At 58.0% G+C, this 14,050-nt stretch carries 13 protein-coding genes; 7 read left to right on the top strand and 6 right to left on the bottom strand.

Annotation, left to right across the window (positions count from 1 at the left end):
* Positions 1-32 precede the first annotated feature (32 nt).
* Entirely contained in the window at positions 33-2,021 is a 1,989-nt protein-coding gene (locus T9A_RS01155) for an acyltransferase family protein (RefSeq protein WP_084573352.1), read from the top strand.
* A 70-nt stretch (positions 2,022-2,091) separates the two neighbouring features.
* On the opposite strand, the gene rluB is transcribed toward T9A_RS01155, so the two are convergent.
* From rluB to T9A_RS01125, 6 genes are all read right to left on the bottom strand, one after another.
* Positions 2,092-2,937, bottom strand: coding sequence for a 23S rRNA pseudouridine(2605) synthase RluB (gene rluB, locus T9A_RS01150; RefSeq protein ID WP_035244382.1), 846 nt, complete (start codon positions 2,935-2,937; stop codon positions 2,092-2,094).
* Entirely contained in the window at positions 2,930-3,859 is a 930-nt protein-coding gene (gene scpB, locus T9A_RS01145; protein ID WP_035244380.1) for an SMC-Scp complex subunit ScpB, read from the bottom strand. The genes rluB and scpB overlap by 8 nt, the downstream gene beginning before the upstream one ends.
* 2 nt (positions 3,860-3,861) lie before the next feature.
* Entirely contained in the window at positions 3,862-4,800 is a 939-nt protein-coding gene (locus T9A_RS01140) for a segregation and condensation protein A (protein ID WP_035244379.1), read from the bottom strand.
* A 28-nt stretch (positions 4,801-4,828) separates the two neighbouring features.
* The gene (locus T9A_RS01135) at positions 4,829-6,043 is read right to left on the bottom strand and encodes a tryptophan--tRNA ligase (protein WP_084573351.1); all 1,215 of its coding nucleotides are present in this window, start codon (positions 6,041-6,043) and stop codon (positions 4,829-4,831) included.
* A 212-nt stretch (positions 6,044-6,255) separates the two neighbouring features.
* Positions 6,256-6,879 (bottom strand): L-threonylcarbamoyladenylate synthase, encoded by a 624-nt coding sequence (locus T9A_RS01130; RefSeq protein WP_035244377.1) that lies wholly within the window; start codon positions 6,877-6,879, stop codon positions 6,256-6,258.
* Positions 6,880-6,975: 96 nt separating this feature from the next.
* The gene (locus T9A_RS01125) at positions 6,976-7,800 is read right to left on the bottom strand and encodes a PHP domain-containing protein (protein ID WP_269529904.1); all 825 of its coding nucleotides are present in this window, start codon (positions 7,798-7,800) and stop codon (positions 6,976-6,978) included.
* 197 nt (positions 7,801-7,997) lie between these two features.
* On the opposite strand from T9A_RS01125, the gene T9A_RS01120 reads away from it, so the two are divergent.
* The 6 genes from T9A_RS01120 (at position 7,998) to T9A_RS01095 (ending at position 14,029) form a co-directional block, all read left to right on the top strand.
* Entirely contained in the window at positions 7,998-8,738 is a 741-nt protein-coding gene (locus tag T9A_RS01120) for a VC0807 family protein (protein WP_052042413.1), read from the top strand.
* A 21-nt stretch (positions 8,739-8,759) separates the two neighbouring features.
* Complete coding sequence (locus T9A_RS01115; RefSeq protein WP_035244373.1) at positions 8,760-9,059, top strand: YciI family protein; 300 nt, start codon at positions 8,760-8,762, stop codon at positions 9,057-9,059.
* 132 nt (positions 9,060-9,191) lie between these two features.
* Entirely contained in the window at positions 9,192-9,854 is a 663-nt protein-coding gene (locus T9A_RS01110; protein ID WP_035244372.1) for a TIGR04211 family SH3 domain-containing protein, read from the top strand.
* Between the two features lie 170 nt (positions 9,855-10,024).
* Entirely contained in the window at positions 10,025-10,933 is a 909-nt protein-coding gene (locus tag T9A_RS01105; protein ID WP_035244371.1) for a 1-acylglycerol-3-phosphate O-acyltransferase, YihG family, read from the top strand.
* Between the two features lie 62 nt (positions 10,934-10,995).
* Positions 10,996-13,560: a DUF349 domain-containing protein gene (locus tag T9A_RS01100; RefSeq protein WP_035244370.1), complete on the top strand. Its 2,565-nt coding sequence runs from the start codon at positions 10,996-10,998 to the stop codon at positions 13,558-13,560.
* Positions 13,553-14,029: a DUF4442 domain-containing protein gene (locus tag T9A_RS01095; RefSeq protein ID WP_052042412.1), complete on the top strand. Its 477-nt coding sequence runs from the start codon at positions 13,553-13,555 to the stop codon at positions 14,027-14,029. Before T9A_RS01100 ends, T9A_RS01095 begins: the two co-directional genes overlap by 8 nt.
* The last annotated feature ends 21 nt before the right edge of the window (positions 14,030-14,050 follow it).

The raw sequence follows: 14,050 nt of genomic DNA, 5'->3' as shown, positions 1-14,050 counted from the left end.
TCCTTTCGCTTTTTTAGCGGGGAAGCGGGTCAATGCAACAACGATATCTGGCTCATCTGGACGGGCTCAGGGCCATTGCCGTTGGGCTTGTGGTGGTTTATCACGCAGGACTAGGTGTCTTCGGTGCCGGCTTCATTGGTGTGGACGTATTCTTCGTATTGTCCGGTTTCCTTATCACTGGGCAGCTGGTGCATAACATGCAGGAGGGAAAGTTCTCCTTTGCCCAGTTCTATATGCGTAGAATTCGTCGCCTGGCCCCTGCCATGCTGGTTGTTCTGCTCGCCACATTGCTTGCAGGGGCCTTTGTTCTCCTCCCCGAAGACCTGATCTATCTTTCCCGCCTTGCAGCCCTAGCCGTGCTAAGTGCCAGCAATTTTTACTTGGCTAATACCACCGGCGGTTATTTCGAGACGGAAACCGATGAAATTGCCTTACTGCACACCTGGTCGCTGGCCGTGGAAGAACAGTACTACCTGATCTGGCCGCTGTTTCTGCTGGTGTTCCTCAAGTTTGGTGCCCGCTTCTGGCGGCCCGGTCTGCTTGCCGGCATCTTCCTAACCTCCCTGGCGTTTTCGGTCTGGTATACTCACGCGGACCCCATGCGGGCCTATTACCTGCTGCCCGCACGTTTCCACGAATTGTTCATCGGCGCGATGCTGGCTATTGCCTTCCAGGCAAACAAGGTGCCTGCCCTGCCCCGCTCGGCTCGGGAAGTGATGGGCTGGGCTGGGCTTTTGATGATTCTGGTACCCGCTGTGGCCTGGACTGCCGAGATCGCTTTCCCCGGCTATCTGGCAGCCATACCGTGCCTTGGCACAGTGATTCTTATCTACGCCGGCGACGGAAAATCCTCAATCAACTGGCTGCTTACGCGCCGTGTCATGGTCTGGCTGGGTATGCTTTCCTATTCACTTTACCTTTGGCACTGGCCTATTTTCAGTTTTACGACCTATGCTACCGGTGAAATCGACACCATAAGCGCTCTGGCCGGCATCGCTTTGGCTGTTGTGCTATCTCACCTCACCTGGAAGTTTGTCGAGCAGCCATTCCGCTACCGCTGGACATTCCCCCCAAAGCAGACAGCGCTGCGCCTATTTGTGGTCCCTTTGCTGTTGCTCGCTGGCGTCGCTGTGGCCATCTATGAAGGTGATGGCCTAATCAACCGGTTCGACAGTAGCACAGTGGCCAAAATTCATGCTCTGGAAAGCGAGCCGGGCCGCTTCCCCTCCCAGTGTGATAATCAGGAAGATGGGCTGTGTGCGGATGTACTTCTGCTGGGAGATTCCCATGCTCAGCATTTCGGGGACTTCATAGGGATACTGGCGAAGGATGCTGGATTGTCATATAACGTGAAGTGGCGCGCCGGCTGCCCAGCCTACGCCGGCCTCATGCCTCTGAATTACAAGGGCGAAGAGGTGGAAATTGACGAAGAATGCCCCCAGGTGAATGACGCTATTCTTGATGAGGCCGACAATTATGGAGCAATTGTACTTGCCGGTTACTGGTCCCTGACCGATATTAAGGGCGACCGCTATTTCTTTGTCACCAATGCTAATCCAGAGCCGTCACAGGCCAATTCCAACGCGAATATTGCCGCCGGTCTAAGGGAAACGTTACGCCGCATTACAAAAGCTGGCTCCACGCCAGTACTCATTTACGACAACCCTCAGGTGGAAAAACGCGATTTCAAGTGTTCGAGAATGAATCTTCTACCCTTCCATGATGAGCCTTGTAGCTTCCCTCTCAGCTATGTAGAAGAGCAACAAAGACTTAAACGAGCCCTCTTCGCCCAGCTGGCAGATGAATTTCCACAGCTGAAATTCATCGACCCTAACTCTCTACTCTGTAGCAAAGAGAGCTGCTATACCGAACTGGAAGGAGTTCCGCTCTACCGGGATGATGATCACCTTAATCAGGTCGGCTCCGAGTGGTTGGCGAAAAAGATGCTCGAAAACGGCAACAACCCATTGAAGGAACTCGTCATCCGGCGGCAGAGTGGCGTGGTGGAGAGTCAGCAATAAGCAGCAGTTGAAGCCTGAAAAAAAGGGAGGCTTATGCCTCCCTTTTTTTGTGTGCCTATTGTTTATGGTCTTAACGGCGGTAAGGACCGCGGGCCTTGCGGGGAGGTTTGCTGCCGGCGCGCTGGTGACGCAGGCGGGCGCGGCCGTAGAGGCCGGTGTATTTCTTGCCCTTCAGCTCTACCTTGCCGATCAGTGCCTGTATCTGCTCAGGCTCCAGCTCCATCCAGCGGCCCTGGCGCAACTGGGGCGGCAAGGTCAGGTCGCCGAAACGGATCCGCATCAAGCGCGCCACATCCAGATCCTGGGACTGGAACAGGCGACGCACTTCCCGGTATTTACCCCCGGTCAGTGTCACCTTGTACCAGTGGTTGGCGCCCTCTTCCGCGCCGCCGGCATCTTCAATGCTGTCGAACTTGGAGACACCATCTTCCAGCAGCACGCCGTCGAGCATCGCCTGACGCTTTTCCGGGGTCATGCCGCCACGTACACGCACGGCGTATTCACGCACGAAACCGTTGGAGGGATGCATGAGGCGGTGGGCCAGCTCACCATCGGTGGTGAACAACAGCAGGCCGGTGGTATTGATGTCCAGACGGCCCACCTGTACCCAGCGCATGCCCTGCAGTCGCGGCAGGTTATCAAACACCGTGGCGCGCCCTTCCGGATCGTTGCGGGAGCACACTTCGCCGGGCGGCTTGTGGTACATGATCACGCGCTGAACGATTTCTTCTTCCGCCTTCACTTTAATAATCCTGCCATCTACGCGTAGGGTATCTTCACTGCCAACCCGATCACCCAGGGTTGCCACTGCGCCGTTGACCGAAACCCGGCCATCAGCGATCCATTTCTCCAGCTCCCGGCGGGAGCCCAGTCCGGCTCGCGCCAGTACTTTCTGCAATTTTTCAGTTTCAGTCATGACGTGTCTGGCTGTCCTCTGCACTATTTTCCGCAGCGGCATCCTCGCCGTCAGCGTCATTGGGGCTATTGTCAGCCGTCTCGGCCTGTTCGGCCACACTTTCATCGCTGGCAACGGCTTCCTGCTTGTCCTTGTCGGCAGCCGGTTTGCGGCGGAATTCCTGTTCGAAGTCGGATAACACCGAATCTACCTTGTCCATACTCATCAAGGTGTCATCATCAATTTCCGGTTCCTGCTCCAGGCCCGGGAAGGCTTCCTGGTCGCCTGGCAGCCGCTGTTCACGCTCACCCTCCAGCATGCCATGGCCATCTTCGCCTTCCGGCGCTTCATCCATATCGCCCGGCCTGGCATTGGCAGGGGGCACATCGCTGAGAGCCAGTTCTTCATTGATCTTGTCCAGATCACGGATCTCCGACAGCGATGGCAGGTCCTCCAGGCTCTTCAGATCAAAATAGTCGAGAAACTGCTTGGTGGTGGCAAACATGGCCGGCCGGCCCGGTACATCCCGGTGCCCCACCACGCGTACCCAGTTTCTCTCCAGCAGGCTTTTGACGATATGAGAGCTTACTGAAACACCACGAATTTCTTCGATTTCGCCACGGGTAATAGGCTGGCGATAGGCGATCAATGCCAGGGTTTCCAGAATGGCCCGGCTGTAACGGGGAGGTTTTTCCTGCCACAGGCGGCTTACCCACTGACCCAGTTCCGGGCGGGCCTGGAAACGAAAACCAGAAGCGACTTCTTTGAGAAAGATGCCACGGTCAGCATAGGCCTCACCGATCTCTTCCAGATATTTACCCAGATCCTGCTTGCTGGGGCGGTCTTCCTCATCAAACAGAGTCTGCAGTGCATCCCGGTCAAGCGGGCCTTCCGCCACCAGAATGGCGGCTTCAATGATTCTTTTTATCTGTTCAGCTTCCACAGCTACCCCTCGGTTCCGTCATGGGCATCGGGTTCATCATCCACGCCGTCATCGGGTTCGTCTTCCAGTTCAAGTTGGGCCAGCACATCAGATTCTTCCAGTACCAGGGTCTTCGCTTTCACATGAATGGGAGCGAAAGGCCCGTTCTGTACCAGCTCAATCAGGCTGCCCTTGACCAGCTCCAGGGTGGCAAGAAAGGTGACCACCACGCCAAGCCGCCCTTCTTCCGGGGTGAAAAGCTCCACGAAGGGCACAAAATCCCGGCCCTTGAGCTTGTCCAGCACATTGGCCATGCGCTCCCGGGTAGACAGCTTTTCCCGGGATACCTGATGGCTCTCGAACATATCGGCCCGGTGCATGACCTCTTTCAGGGCCAGCAGCAGCTCTCGCATGTCCACATCCGGCTGGGCCTTTTCCCGGGTAAATTCAGGGCGTTTGGCTTCTGCCGGAAAGATGTCCCTTTCCAGGCGCGGCAGCTGATCGATGTCTTCTGCTGCCTGCTTGAAGCGCTCGTATTCCTGCAAACGGCGAATCAGCTCTGCACGCGGATCGTGTTCTTCGTCTTCCTCGTCCTCTTTCTGGCGAGGCAGCAACATGCGCGACTTGATCTCGCCCAGCATGGCGGCCATCACCAGATATTCCGCCGCCAGCTCGAAGTTCATCGCCTTCATCAGCTCCACGTACTCCATGTACTGAGTCGTGATGGTGGAGACAGGAATGTCGAGAATGTCCAGATTCTGTCGCTTGATCAGGTACAGCAACAGATCCAGCGGGCCCTCAAAGGCTTCCAGGAAGACCTCCAGGGCGTCGGGCGGTATATACAGATCGTCCGGCAGTTTGGTGATCGCCTTGCCATACATCAAGCCAAAGGGCATCTCTGCCTGGCTGGGATGCAGCGGCTTCATAATGGGTGTGACTGTGGGTTCTGCCGGTTCAGTCATCTCTCTCTCCCGAGTGCGCTAGTGCGCCTCAGCGGTAATTGAGCCCCATAGCGGCGCGGACTTCTTCCAGGGTGGCGCGGGCAGCCTCGCGGGCTTCCTCACAACCCTCAGCGACCAGGGTGCGGACCAGATCCGGATTGCGAAGATGCTCCTCCGCACGCTTGCGGATCGGCTCAAGCTCTTCCTGCACGGCCTCGATGATAGGTTTCTTGCAATCCAGACAACCGATGCCGGCACTGGTGCAACCTTCTTGCACCCACTGGCGGGTGTTGTCATCGGAATAAACCATGTGGAACTGCCATACCGGGCAGTTATCCGGGTTACCTGGATCGGTCCGGCGAACCCGTGCAGGATCGGTGGGCATACGGCGAATCTTGCTGTCGATATCCGCCTCTTCCTCACGCATGGTGATGAAGTTGCCGTAGGACTTGGACATTTTCTGCCCATCCAGCCCCGGCATTTTGGAGGCCGGTGTCAGCAGTGCCTGGGGTTCGGGCAGGATTACCTTGCCGCCGCCCTCCAGGTCACCCATCAAGCGCTCCTTGTCACCCAGAGTGATATTCTGCTGGCTTTCCACCAGGGCACGCGCAGTCTCCAGGGAGGCTTCATCGCCCTGTTCCTGATACTGGCGGCGATGATTGAGGTATACCTTCGACTGCTTCTTGCCCATTTTCTTGATGGCTGCATCCACGGCTTCCTCGAAGCCCGGCTCACGGCCATAGAGGTGATTGAAGCGACGGGCCACTTCCCGGGTCAGCTCCACGTGAGCGACCTGATCGGCCCCCACCGGCACCTGGCCGGCCCGGTAGGCGAGGATGTCTGCGGATTGCAGCAGCGGATAGCCCAGAAACCCATAGGTACTGAGATCCTTTTCGCGCAGCTTTTCCTGCTGGTCCTTATAGGTGGGCACCCGTTCCAGCCAGGACAGCGGAGTCATCATGGACAGCAGCAGATGCAGTTCCGCGTGCTCCGGCACCTGGCTCTGAATGAACAGCGTGGCAGAACCCGGGTTGACCCCGGCGGCCAGCCAGTCGATCACCAGGTCCCAGACGTGCTGTTCGATCTTGTGCGGGTTTTCGTATTCGGTGGTGAGCCCGTGCCAGTCTGCCACGAAGAAAAAGCATTCATATTCGTGCTGCAGACGCGCCCAGTTTTTCAGCACGCCATGGTAATGACCCAGATGCAGGCGGCCAGTGGCGCGCATGCCGGAAACAACTCGCTGGGAAGGAACCACGGAACTCAAAGCCTACTCCTTAGAATCTTGTTTGGGTTATATCAGCACGCCGCTGTGTCTCGCTCACAGGCGGGAGCGCACTAAACCCGATCAGCCGCGCAATGCGACAGGCATCACGCGGGGGAAAGCCCGCGATTATACGGTGAACCGGGGTATCAGGGACAGTGGCAAGCAGCCCCTTTGCGGCACTCTGGGTAAAACATAGTCAGCCAGGGCAAGATTCAGAAAATACTGTCCACAGGGCCGGCCCCTTCCCGCACCACTTCGGGGCCATCACCGTCAGCCATGGAAATCACGGTCGTTTCCATTACGCCACAGAAACCGCCATCAATGACCAGATCCACCTGCCCTTGCAGGAAGTCGCGGACATCCTGGGGATCAGTGAGCGGGAACTCGTCGTTGGGCAGATGGCAGGTAGACGTCATGATCGGCTCGCCATGCTCGGCCAACAGCGCTTGGCAGATGGCATGATCTGGCACGCGAATACCGATATTGCGCTTTTTCGGGTCCATCAAACGCCGCGGCACCTCGGTGGTGCCCTTGAGGATGAAGGTATAGGGGCCCGGGGTGTGGGCCTTGAGCAGGCGATAATCCGGATTTTCCACCTTGGCATAGATGGCCAGCGCAGACAGATCATGGCAAAGCAGAGTGAACTGGTGCTTCTTGTCCAGCTGCCGCAGGCGGATCAGCCGATCCAGCGCATTCTTTTCGCCGATACCGCAGCCCAGCGCGTAGGTGGTATCCGTCGGGTAGGCAATCAGCCCGCCGTTACGAATAACGTCTACCGCCTGGCGGATAAGCCGCGGCTGAGGCGTTTCGGGATGGATGTAGAGAATTTCGGTCATAACTTCAGTTGGTAGTTGATAATTGACAGTTGACAGCTAACGTCAAAACATTGCCGCAACCCATTGTTTTAGTTGTCAACTGTCCACTGTCAATTGTCAACTAGTTAGCCGCCCTTCCCACACAGGCCTGGCGCCGTTCGGCACCGGCGGCAATCGCCCCAGTGCCAGCCATTTCTGCTCTGGCGAATGAAAATCCGAACCGGCGGACACCTGCAGATCAAAGTGTTGCCAGCATTCATCCAGCAACGCGGTCTGTTGCGGGGAGAGCCCGGGCATGGCCACTTCCAGGCCGTCGCCGCCGGCCTCCTTGAAACTGGCAAGAAACTGGCGCAGTTTTTTGCGCGTCATGCCGTAGGCCTGCGGATGGGCCAGCACCGCGGTGCCACCGGCGGCATGAATATCGGCAATGGCCTCTTCCAGGGTGCACCAGGGTGTCGCCACAAAAGCGGATTGGCCCTGCTTCAGGTAACGGTTGAAGGCGTGTCGGTGGTTGCGCACCCTGCCCGCTTCTTCAAGAAACCGGGCAAACAGAGGACGGCCCGGCGCATCGGTGCCCGCCAGTTCACAGGTACGCTCATAACTGTTGGCCAGGGTCGCAGCACGATCCAGACGGCGGCCAATCTCCCGGGCACGATTCACTCGTGCCTCTTGCTGGGCGGCAACTCTTTCCTGCAACTGCCCACAATCGGTATCCAGCCACAGCCCCAGCACATGGTATTCGCGGTTTTCGTGGCGCACGGACAGTTCGATACCGTTCACCAGGCTGATATCGTGCTGCCGGGCAGCCTCATGGGCCTCCGGCAACCCGGCCAGGGTATCGTGGTCCGTCAGGGCCAGACAGGTCACTCCGTAGTCCGCAGCCCTCGACACCAGCGCTGCAGGGCTTAGAATACCGTCGGACGCCGTACTGTGACTGTGCAGGTCGATTGTGTGGTTACGGGAGATAGCCGGATCCTCTCAAGATGCTCGATGTGTCTGCAATGACTCTCAAATTCGTCATGCGGCCCTGTTACGGCAAGCCGACGACGGGAATCAAGGCGCAGGGTAGCATTTTTGAGCCCTTCACCGGCATCTTTAACGCCCTCCGGCTGCCATAAACTGATCAAACGGAATCCCGAATGAGCGAAAGCAACACCCCGGAACAGAACAGCCAGCCAGCCAGCGCCACGCCACCGAAGCAGGAAAGTCTGCTGGCCAATCTGCTGATCAATATCGCTATTCCCGCACTGATCCTGGCCAAACTCTCCGGGGATGACTGGCTGGGCACCAAGTGGGCCATCGTGGTGGCGCTGGCCTTCCCCCTGCTCTACGGCCTGCGGGATTTCCTGCAGAACGGCAAGGCCAATTTCTTCTCCGGCCTCGGCGTTGTCAGCATTCTGCTTACCGGCGGCATCAGCCTGATGGAGCTGGACGCCAAGTATATCGCCATGAAAGAGGCGGCCATTCCTGCCCTCCTGGGCATCGCAACGGTGGTATCCCTGCGCACCCGCTGGCCGCTGGTAAAAACCTTTCTCTATAACGACAAGGTGCTGGATACCGACAAGATCGCAGCCAAACTGGAAGACAATAACAACCTCGGCGCCTTCGAGCTGACCCTCAAACAGGCCTCCTGGATGGTGGCTGCCTCCTTTTTCCTGTCTTCGGTGCTCAACTACGTTCTGGCCAAGGTGATTCTGACCAGCCCGCCGGGCAGCGAGGCGTTCAATGCCGAGTTGGGCAAGATGACAGCCCTGAGCTACCCGGTTATTGTCGTGCCCTCCATGATTGTGCTGATTCTTGCCATGGTCTTTCTGTTTCGCCGCATCGGCAAGCTGACCGGGCTGAAGCTGGAAGACATCATGGCCGCACACCACCGTTAACCCTGAATAAAGAGCGAAACCATGCTGTACGCGATTATCAGTGAGGACGTGGCAAACTCCCTTCCCTTGCGTAAAGAGGCTCGGGCGGACCATCTCGCCCGCCTGGAAGCCCTGAAAGAACAGGGGCGGCTGATACTGGCCGGCCCGCATCCGGCCATCGACAGCAACGATCCCGGTGAAGCCGGCTTCACCGGCTCATTGGTCGTCGCCGAATTCCCCTCGCTGGAAGCCGCTCAACAATGGGCGGATGCCGATCCCTACATTGCTGCCGGCGTTTACGCTGGCGTGACGGTGAAACCGTTCAAGAAGGTACTGCCCTGACCTTCAGCTGGACAGATTGCCATTTTTTACAAAGACACCACGGCCCACAGCACGAAATGTGATTATGGTAGCGCCGCAACCCTGATGACTTCTCTAGACTGCGCGGCCTGACACGAAGGAGTAAAGACCCCCATGCTCGCAAGACTGGTTTGTTTCCTGGCAATAATGGTAGCCAGCCATACGGCTGTCGCCTCCACTGCCTGGGTAGATGACAGCATCTATGTACCGATTCGCTCATCTGCCAACCCCGCTGGCCGCATTCTCCACCGGGGCATCAAGAGCGGCACCCGCATCGAGTTTCTCGGTTTCGACGGTGACTGGGCAAAAATTCGCTACAAAGACATTGAAGGCTATATTGGCAAGCAGTACCTGAGCCAGAGCCCCACCGCTGAAATCATGCTGGAGCGAGCCAATCAGGCAAGCGAAGAAGCCAAGGCGGAAGCGGCGAAATTGCGCACTCAGCTGGCTGAGCTCAAAGGGGAGCATGAGGCACTTTCCGAGCAGTCCTCGGAACTGAAGAATGCCCTGAGCTCCCGTAGTGAAGAGCTGGAACAGCTGCAGGACGTGGCCTCTGACCCAATCCGCCTGGACCAGGCCAATCGACGCCTGAATGAGGAGCTAAGCCTGCTCCGTTCCGAGCTGGATCAAGTGAAAGGCGAGAACGTGATGCTGCGTAACAACAACACCTCCCAGCAATGGATTACCGGGGTCGGCATTCTGCTGCTCGGCCTGGTGGCCGGCATGATCATGCGCTCACGCTCAGGCCGCCGCCGCAATAGTGGCTGGGCGAACTGATCATTCACTGATTATCCCAGCTAAGGCCATGCCATTCCGGCATGGCCTTTCTGCTGCATCCAGGACCCCAACGCCCTGTATTTTCGGCAAAAATGACCGAAACGGACACGGGACATGCCCAAGCGCTTTGGGTAGCATGCCTGTTTACCCTGCTATTGACGACGACAGTTATGACTATCTGGCACAAGATTCGTGGCGCACTGGCCCTGGTGGGCATCCTGCTTAACACCCTTCTTCTCTGCCTTCCGCTTTACGTTTTTGCCCTGCTTCGGCTGGTGCTGCGCGGGGAAAAATCCCAGGTGGTATTGTCGAAAATACTGGTCTTCATCGCTGAGACCTGGATCGGCATCAACAACGCCATTATCGGCCTGACCAGTCAGGTGAAGTGGAACATCACCGGCATGGACACCCTGGATCGTGATCAGTGGTATCTGGTCACCTGCAACCACCAGTCCTGGGCGGATATTCTGGTTCTGCAGCGTATCTCCAACCGCAGAATTCCCTTCCTGAAGTTTTTCCTCAAGCAGGAATTGATAAAGGTGCCGCTACTCGGTCTGGCCTGGTGGGCCCTGGACTTTCCTTTCATGAAGCGCTTCAGCAAGGCTGAGCTTGAAAAGAATCCATCCCTGAAAGGCAAGGACCTGGAAACCACCCGCAAGGCTTGCGAGAAATTTGCCTACTTCCCAACCTCGGTGATGAATTTTTTTGAAGGCACTCGCTTCGAGGCAGAAAAGCATGCCAAGCAGCAATCTCCCTACAAGCACCTGCTTAAACCCAAAGCCGGTGGCGCAGCCTTTACCCTTAATGCCATGTCAGGACATTTGCGAAATTTACTTGATGTGACCATTATTTACCCCCCGGAGGCACCCCGCTCTCTGCTGGCTTTTCTCGGCGGCGCCATGAATGAAGTTGACGTCATCGTTCAACAGCGCGTGATCCCCGCCTGGGCCTCGGAAGGCGACTACGAATCGGACCCGGAATTCCGCGCCCGATTCCAGCAATGGATTGGCGACCTCTGGGCGGAAAAGGATGCCTTACTGGAAAATAATAACGCCGGACGTACCACACCAGGCGCCTGACGCACCCCGCTTCAGCGTCAGGCATCGAGCGTCAAGCGTCTGGCGCCTTTTTGAGAATTGATATGTTTGGCCGATTTCTGAAACCACGCTGGCAGCACAGCAATCCCGACATGCGGCTCAAGGCCGTGGAACAACTATCCCCCGTTGACGACGAGGCCACCCTCGCCCGTCTTGCCCGTGGCGACTCCAACTCTCTGGTGCGAGCCGCCGCCAGCGGCAGAATTATGGACTTTTCACTGCTGGACGAAATCCACCAGCGTGACGAAGAGCCCTCGGTCCGCGAAGCCGCCTCCATGCGCATCATGGCACTGCTGGCCGGCACCGTGGATGGCGCCCCGAACAGCGAAACCCGATTGAGACTGATACGCCTCACCGGCAATCGCGAGGCGCTGGGCTTTATTGCCCGCAACAGCCCCGATGAGATGTGCCAACAGGCCGCCATTGAACGTCTTGATGATGACAATCTGTTGTTTGAACTGGCCCTGGAAAGCAGAACAGAGACCCTCCGCCTCGAAGCCGCCCAGCAGCTTCGCAGTCTCTCTCTACTGAAACGTCTGAGCCGCGAAGGTCGCGACAAACGCGTCACCCGGTTGGCCCGGGAACAAGCCAAGGCCCTGCAAGAAAAAATTCAGCTGGAAGAGGCCGAGTCCGCACGAGTCGTGCAACTGGCCGACCGGCTGGAGCAGCACGCTCGCCGTTCCGTTGACGCCCTTTATGGCCCGCGTCTGGAACAGCTGGAACAGCAATGGCAGGACAGCAGCAACCGGGCTACACCTGACCTGGCCGAGCGGGTTCAGCAGGCACTCCAGCAATGCCGCCATCAACTGGCGACGCTACAGGAGGAAAATCACCGCCAAGCACTGGCAGATACCGCCCGTGCAGAACGCGAAGCGGCCGCCCACAATCTGTATCAACTATTGAGTCAGAGCGACCCACAGGCCTGGGAAGATCAGTTGGGCGAGTTGCGCTCTGCCCTTGCCACCCAGAAGCGTCGCTGGGACAGCGCCAATGAGCAAGCCCCGGCGCCGGACAATGACAAACTGGCCTTCGAGGACCTGGTCAGTGCTTTCGAGCGCATGCTCAATCTGGCCGCCGATATTCTCGAAGCCCGCGATGATCCCGCTCGCCTGAACAGCCTGGCGGCCGAGTGGCCCACGGGATACCCCAAGCCACCATTGTTGACTGCCCTCGTCCCCCCTGCCCGCGAAGAAAAACCATCAACGGCCCGGGCTCGCCCCGCACCGAGCCCCAACCAGGGGCTGCTGGTTGCACTGAAGCGGGAGCTGCGCGACGGCAATCTGCGCCATGCCAACCGTCTCTGGCACAAGGCTCAGGCGATCATCGACGAGCAAAGTGATCCGGCTCTGGCCAGCCAGCTGAAAAAACTGGAAGCCCGCCGTGCCGAACTGCAGGACTGGCACCGCTTTGCTGCCGAACCGAAGAAGGTGTCGCTGTGCGAATCCATGGAGGCTCTGGCCGAGAGCAGCATGGATGCCCCGCAACTGGCTTCCGCCATCCAGGCGCTTCACGATGAATGGCGCGCCTTGATGAGCTCCGATCAGGATGAGGATCAGGCACTGTGGGATCGCTTCAAGGCCGCCTCCGATCGAGCCTATGAGCCTTGCCAGGCCCATTTTGCCGAGCAGGACGCGCTGCGCCAGAGCAATCTGGAAAAACGTCGCCAGCTTTGCGAGCAACTCGAGCAATTTATTGACGCGCAGGACTGGAGCCAGGCCGACTGGCAAGGCATCTGGCAAATCCGCCAACAGGCACCGAAAGACTGGAAAGCGATTCAACCGGTGCGCTTTACTCATGCTCGTGAGGTACAGAAACGCTTCTCCGCCATCCTGTCCGGCCTGGACGAAAGGCTGAAGGACTATATCGAGGCCGCCGAAACCTCTCGGCAGGCCCTGATCACCCAGGCAAAAAACCTGACCGAGCTAAATGATGTGGGCGAAGCCACCCGGCAAGCGCAGCAATTACAGAAGCAATGGCGCGACACCCCCTGGTTACCGCCGGCCCAGCATCGCGCCGGCCAGAAAAAATTCAAGAAGGCCATGGATGCCCTGTTTGCCGAGCGCAATCGCCAGCATGCCGAGCGAAAGGCGGAACAGGAAACCCGCTCACAGGAAGCGCAAGGTGCAGTCACACAACTGGAAAGCTGCCTGGATGCGCCTTTTTCAAGGGAAGGTGCCCACGCTTTAAAAGAGGCGCTGCACGCACTTGAGCAATTCAACAGCTCCGCCCTGCCCCAGTCTCTGAGTCGCCAGGCTCAGCAACTTCGGCGTCGTGCCCGTGAAAGGCTCGACCGCCTGACTGAATGGGAGCACTGGCAAGCTCTGCAGCAGACGGTAGAAAGTCTTTCTGAAGTGAATGAATGTGGTGACGAATCGCTGACATTGGCGGTTGCCTTCGAGGCACTGGCCGGCGTACCCAGCCCGGAAGCCGAGCGACAGCGCCGCCTTCAATGGCAACTGGAGAAACTGCCCTCGGCCATGAAGCAGCAAGAGTTTGCCGCCCTGGACGAAATGGCTCGCCTGTTGAAGGACCACGATCAACCGGTCTCTGTCCCCGTGCGCAATCGCCTGCACCAGGCCCTGGCCGTGCTGGAGCCCGGCAGTGAGTAATCTGCTAACCCGCTTTGCCCGCACCCCGAGAGGACTGCGCTGGTTCCTGAATCTTTACGGCCCCTATCTCGGCGCCGGTGTGCGGGTGGACTATCTGGCGGAAGACTTTCGCGAGCTGAAGGTGTCCATGGGGTTGCACTGGTACAACCGCAATTATGTGGGCACCCATTTTGGTGGCAGCCTCTATTCCATGGTGGACCCGTTCTACATGCTCATGGTCATGAACGTGCTGGGGCGGGATTTTATCGTCTGGGACAAGGCTGCCGAGATTGATTTCATCAAGCCTGGCACCGGGCGGGTCCATGCCCGCTTCCAACTAACTGATACCATGCTGGAAGAGATCCACCAGCACACTGCCGATGGCAACAAATACCTGCCTTGCTGGCCAGTGATCATCGTCAACGATGACGGCGAGACAGTGGCCAAAATCAACAAGACGCTCTATATCCGCAAGAAGCCCCGCAGCTGATCTTGTCGTGGGAGCCATCCC

The organism is Alcanivorax jadensis T9 (assembly GCF_000756655.1).
Lineage (GTDB): Bacteria > Pseudomonadota > Gammaproteobacteria > Pseudomonadales > Alcanivoracaceae > Alcanivorax > Alcanivorax jadensis.
Note: the sequence above shows the minus strand (reverse complement) of the source record. Positions and strands in the feature narration are given on the sequence as shown.

What these genes read in the sequence shown, in the direction of transcription:
- T9A_RS01140 (WP_035244379.1), bottom strand. Translation starts at nt 4,800, where the DNA reads ATGACTGAACCGGCAGAACCCACAGTCACACCCATTATGAAGCCGCTG.
- T9A_RS01115 (WP_035244373.1), top strand. Translation starts at nt 8,760, where the DNA reads ATGCTGTACGCGATTATCAGTGAGGACGTGGCAAACTCCCTTCCCTTG.
- T9A_RS01100 (WP_035244370.1), top strand. Translation starts at nt 10,996, where the DNA reads ATGTTTGGCCGATTTCTGAAACCACGCTGGCAGCACAGCAATCCCGAC.
- T9A_RS01155 (WP_084573352.1), top strand. Translation starts at nt 33, where the DNA reads ATGCAACAACGATATCTGGCTCATCTGGACGGGCTCAGGGCCATTGCC.
- T9A_RS01110 (WP_035244372.1), top strand. Translation starts at nt 9,192, where the DNA reads ATGCTCGCAAGACTGGTTTGTTTCCTGGCAATAATGGTAGCCAGCCAT.
- T9A_RS01120 (WP_052042413.1), top strand. Translation starts at nt 7,998, where the DNA reads ATGAGCGAAAGCAACACCCCGGAACAGAACAGCCAGCCAGCCAGCGCC.
- rluB (WP_035244382.1), bottom strand. Translation starts at nt 2,937, where the DNA reads ATGACTGAAACTGAAAAATTGCAGAAAGTACTGGCGCGAGCCGGACTG.
- T9A_RS01105 (WP_035244371.1), top strand. Translation starts at nt 10,025, where the DNA reads ATGACTATCTGGCACAAGATTCGTGGCGCACTGGCCCTGGTGGGCATC.
- T9A_RS01130 (WP_035244377.1), bottom strand. Translation starts at nt 6,879, where the DNA reads ATGACCGAAATTCTCTACATCCATCCCGAAACGCCTCAGCCGCGGCTT.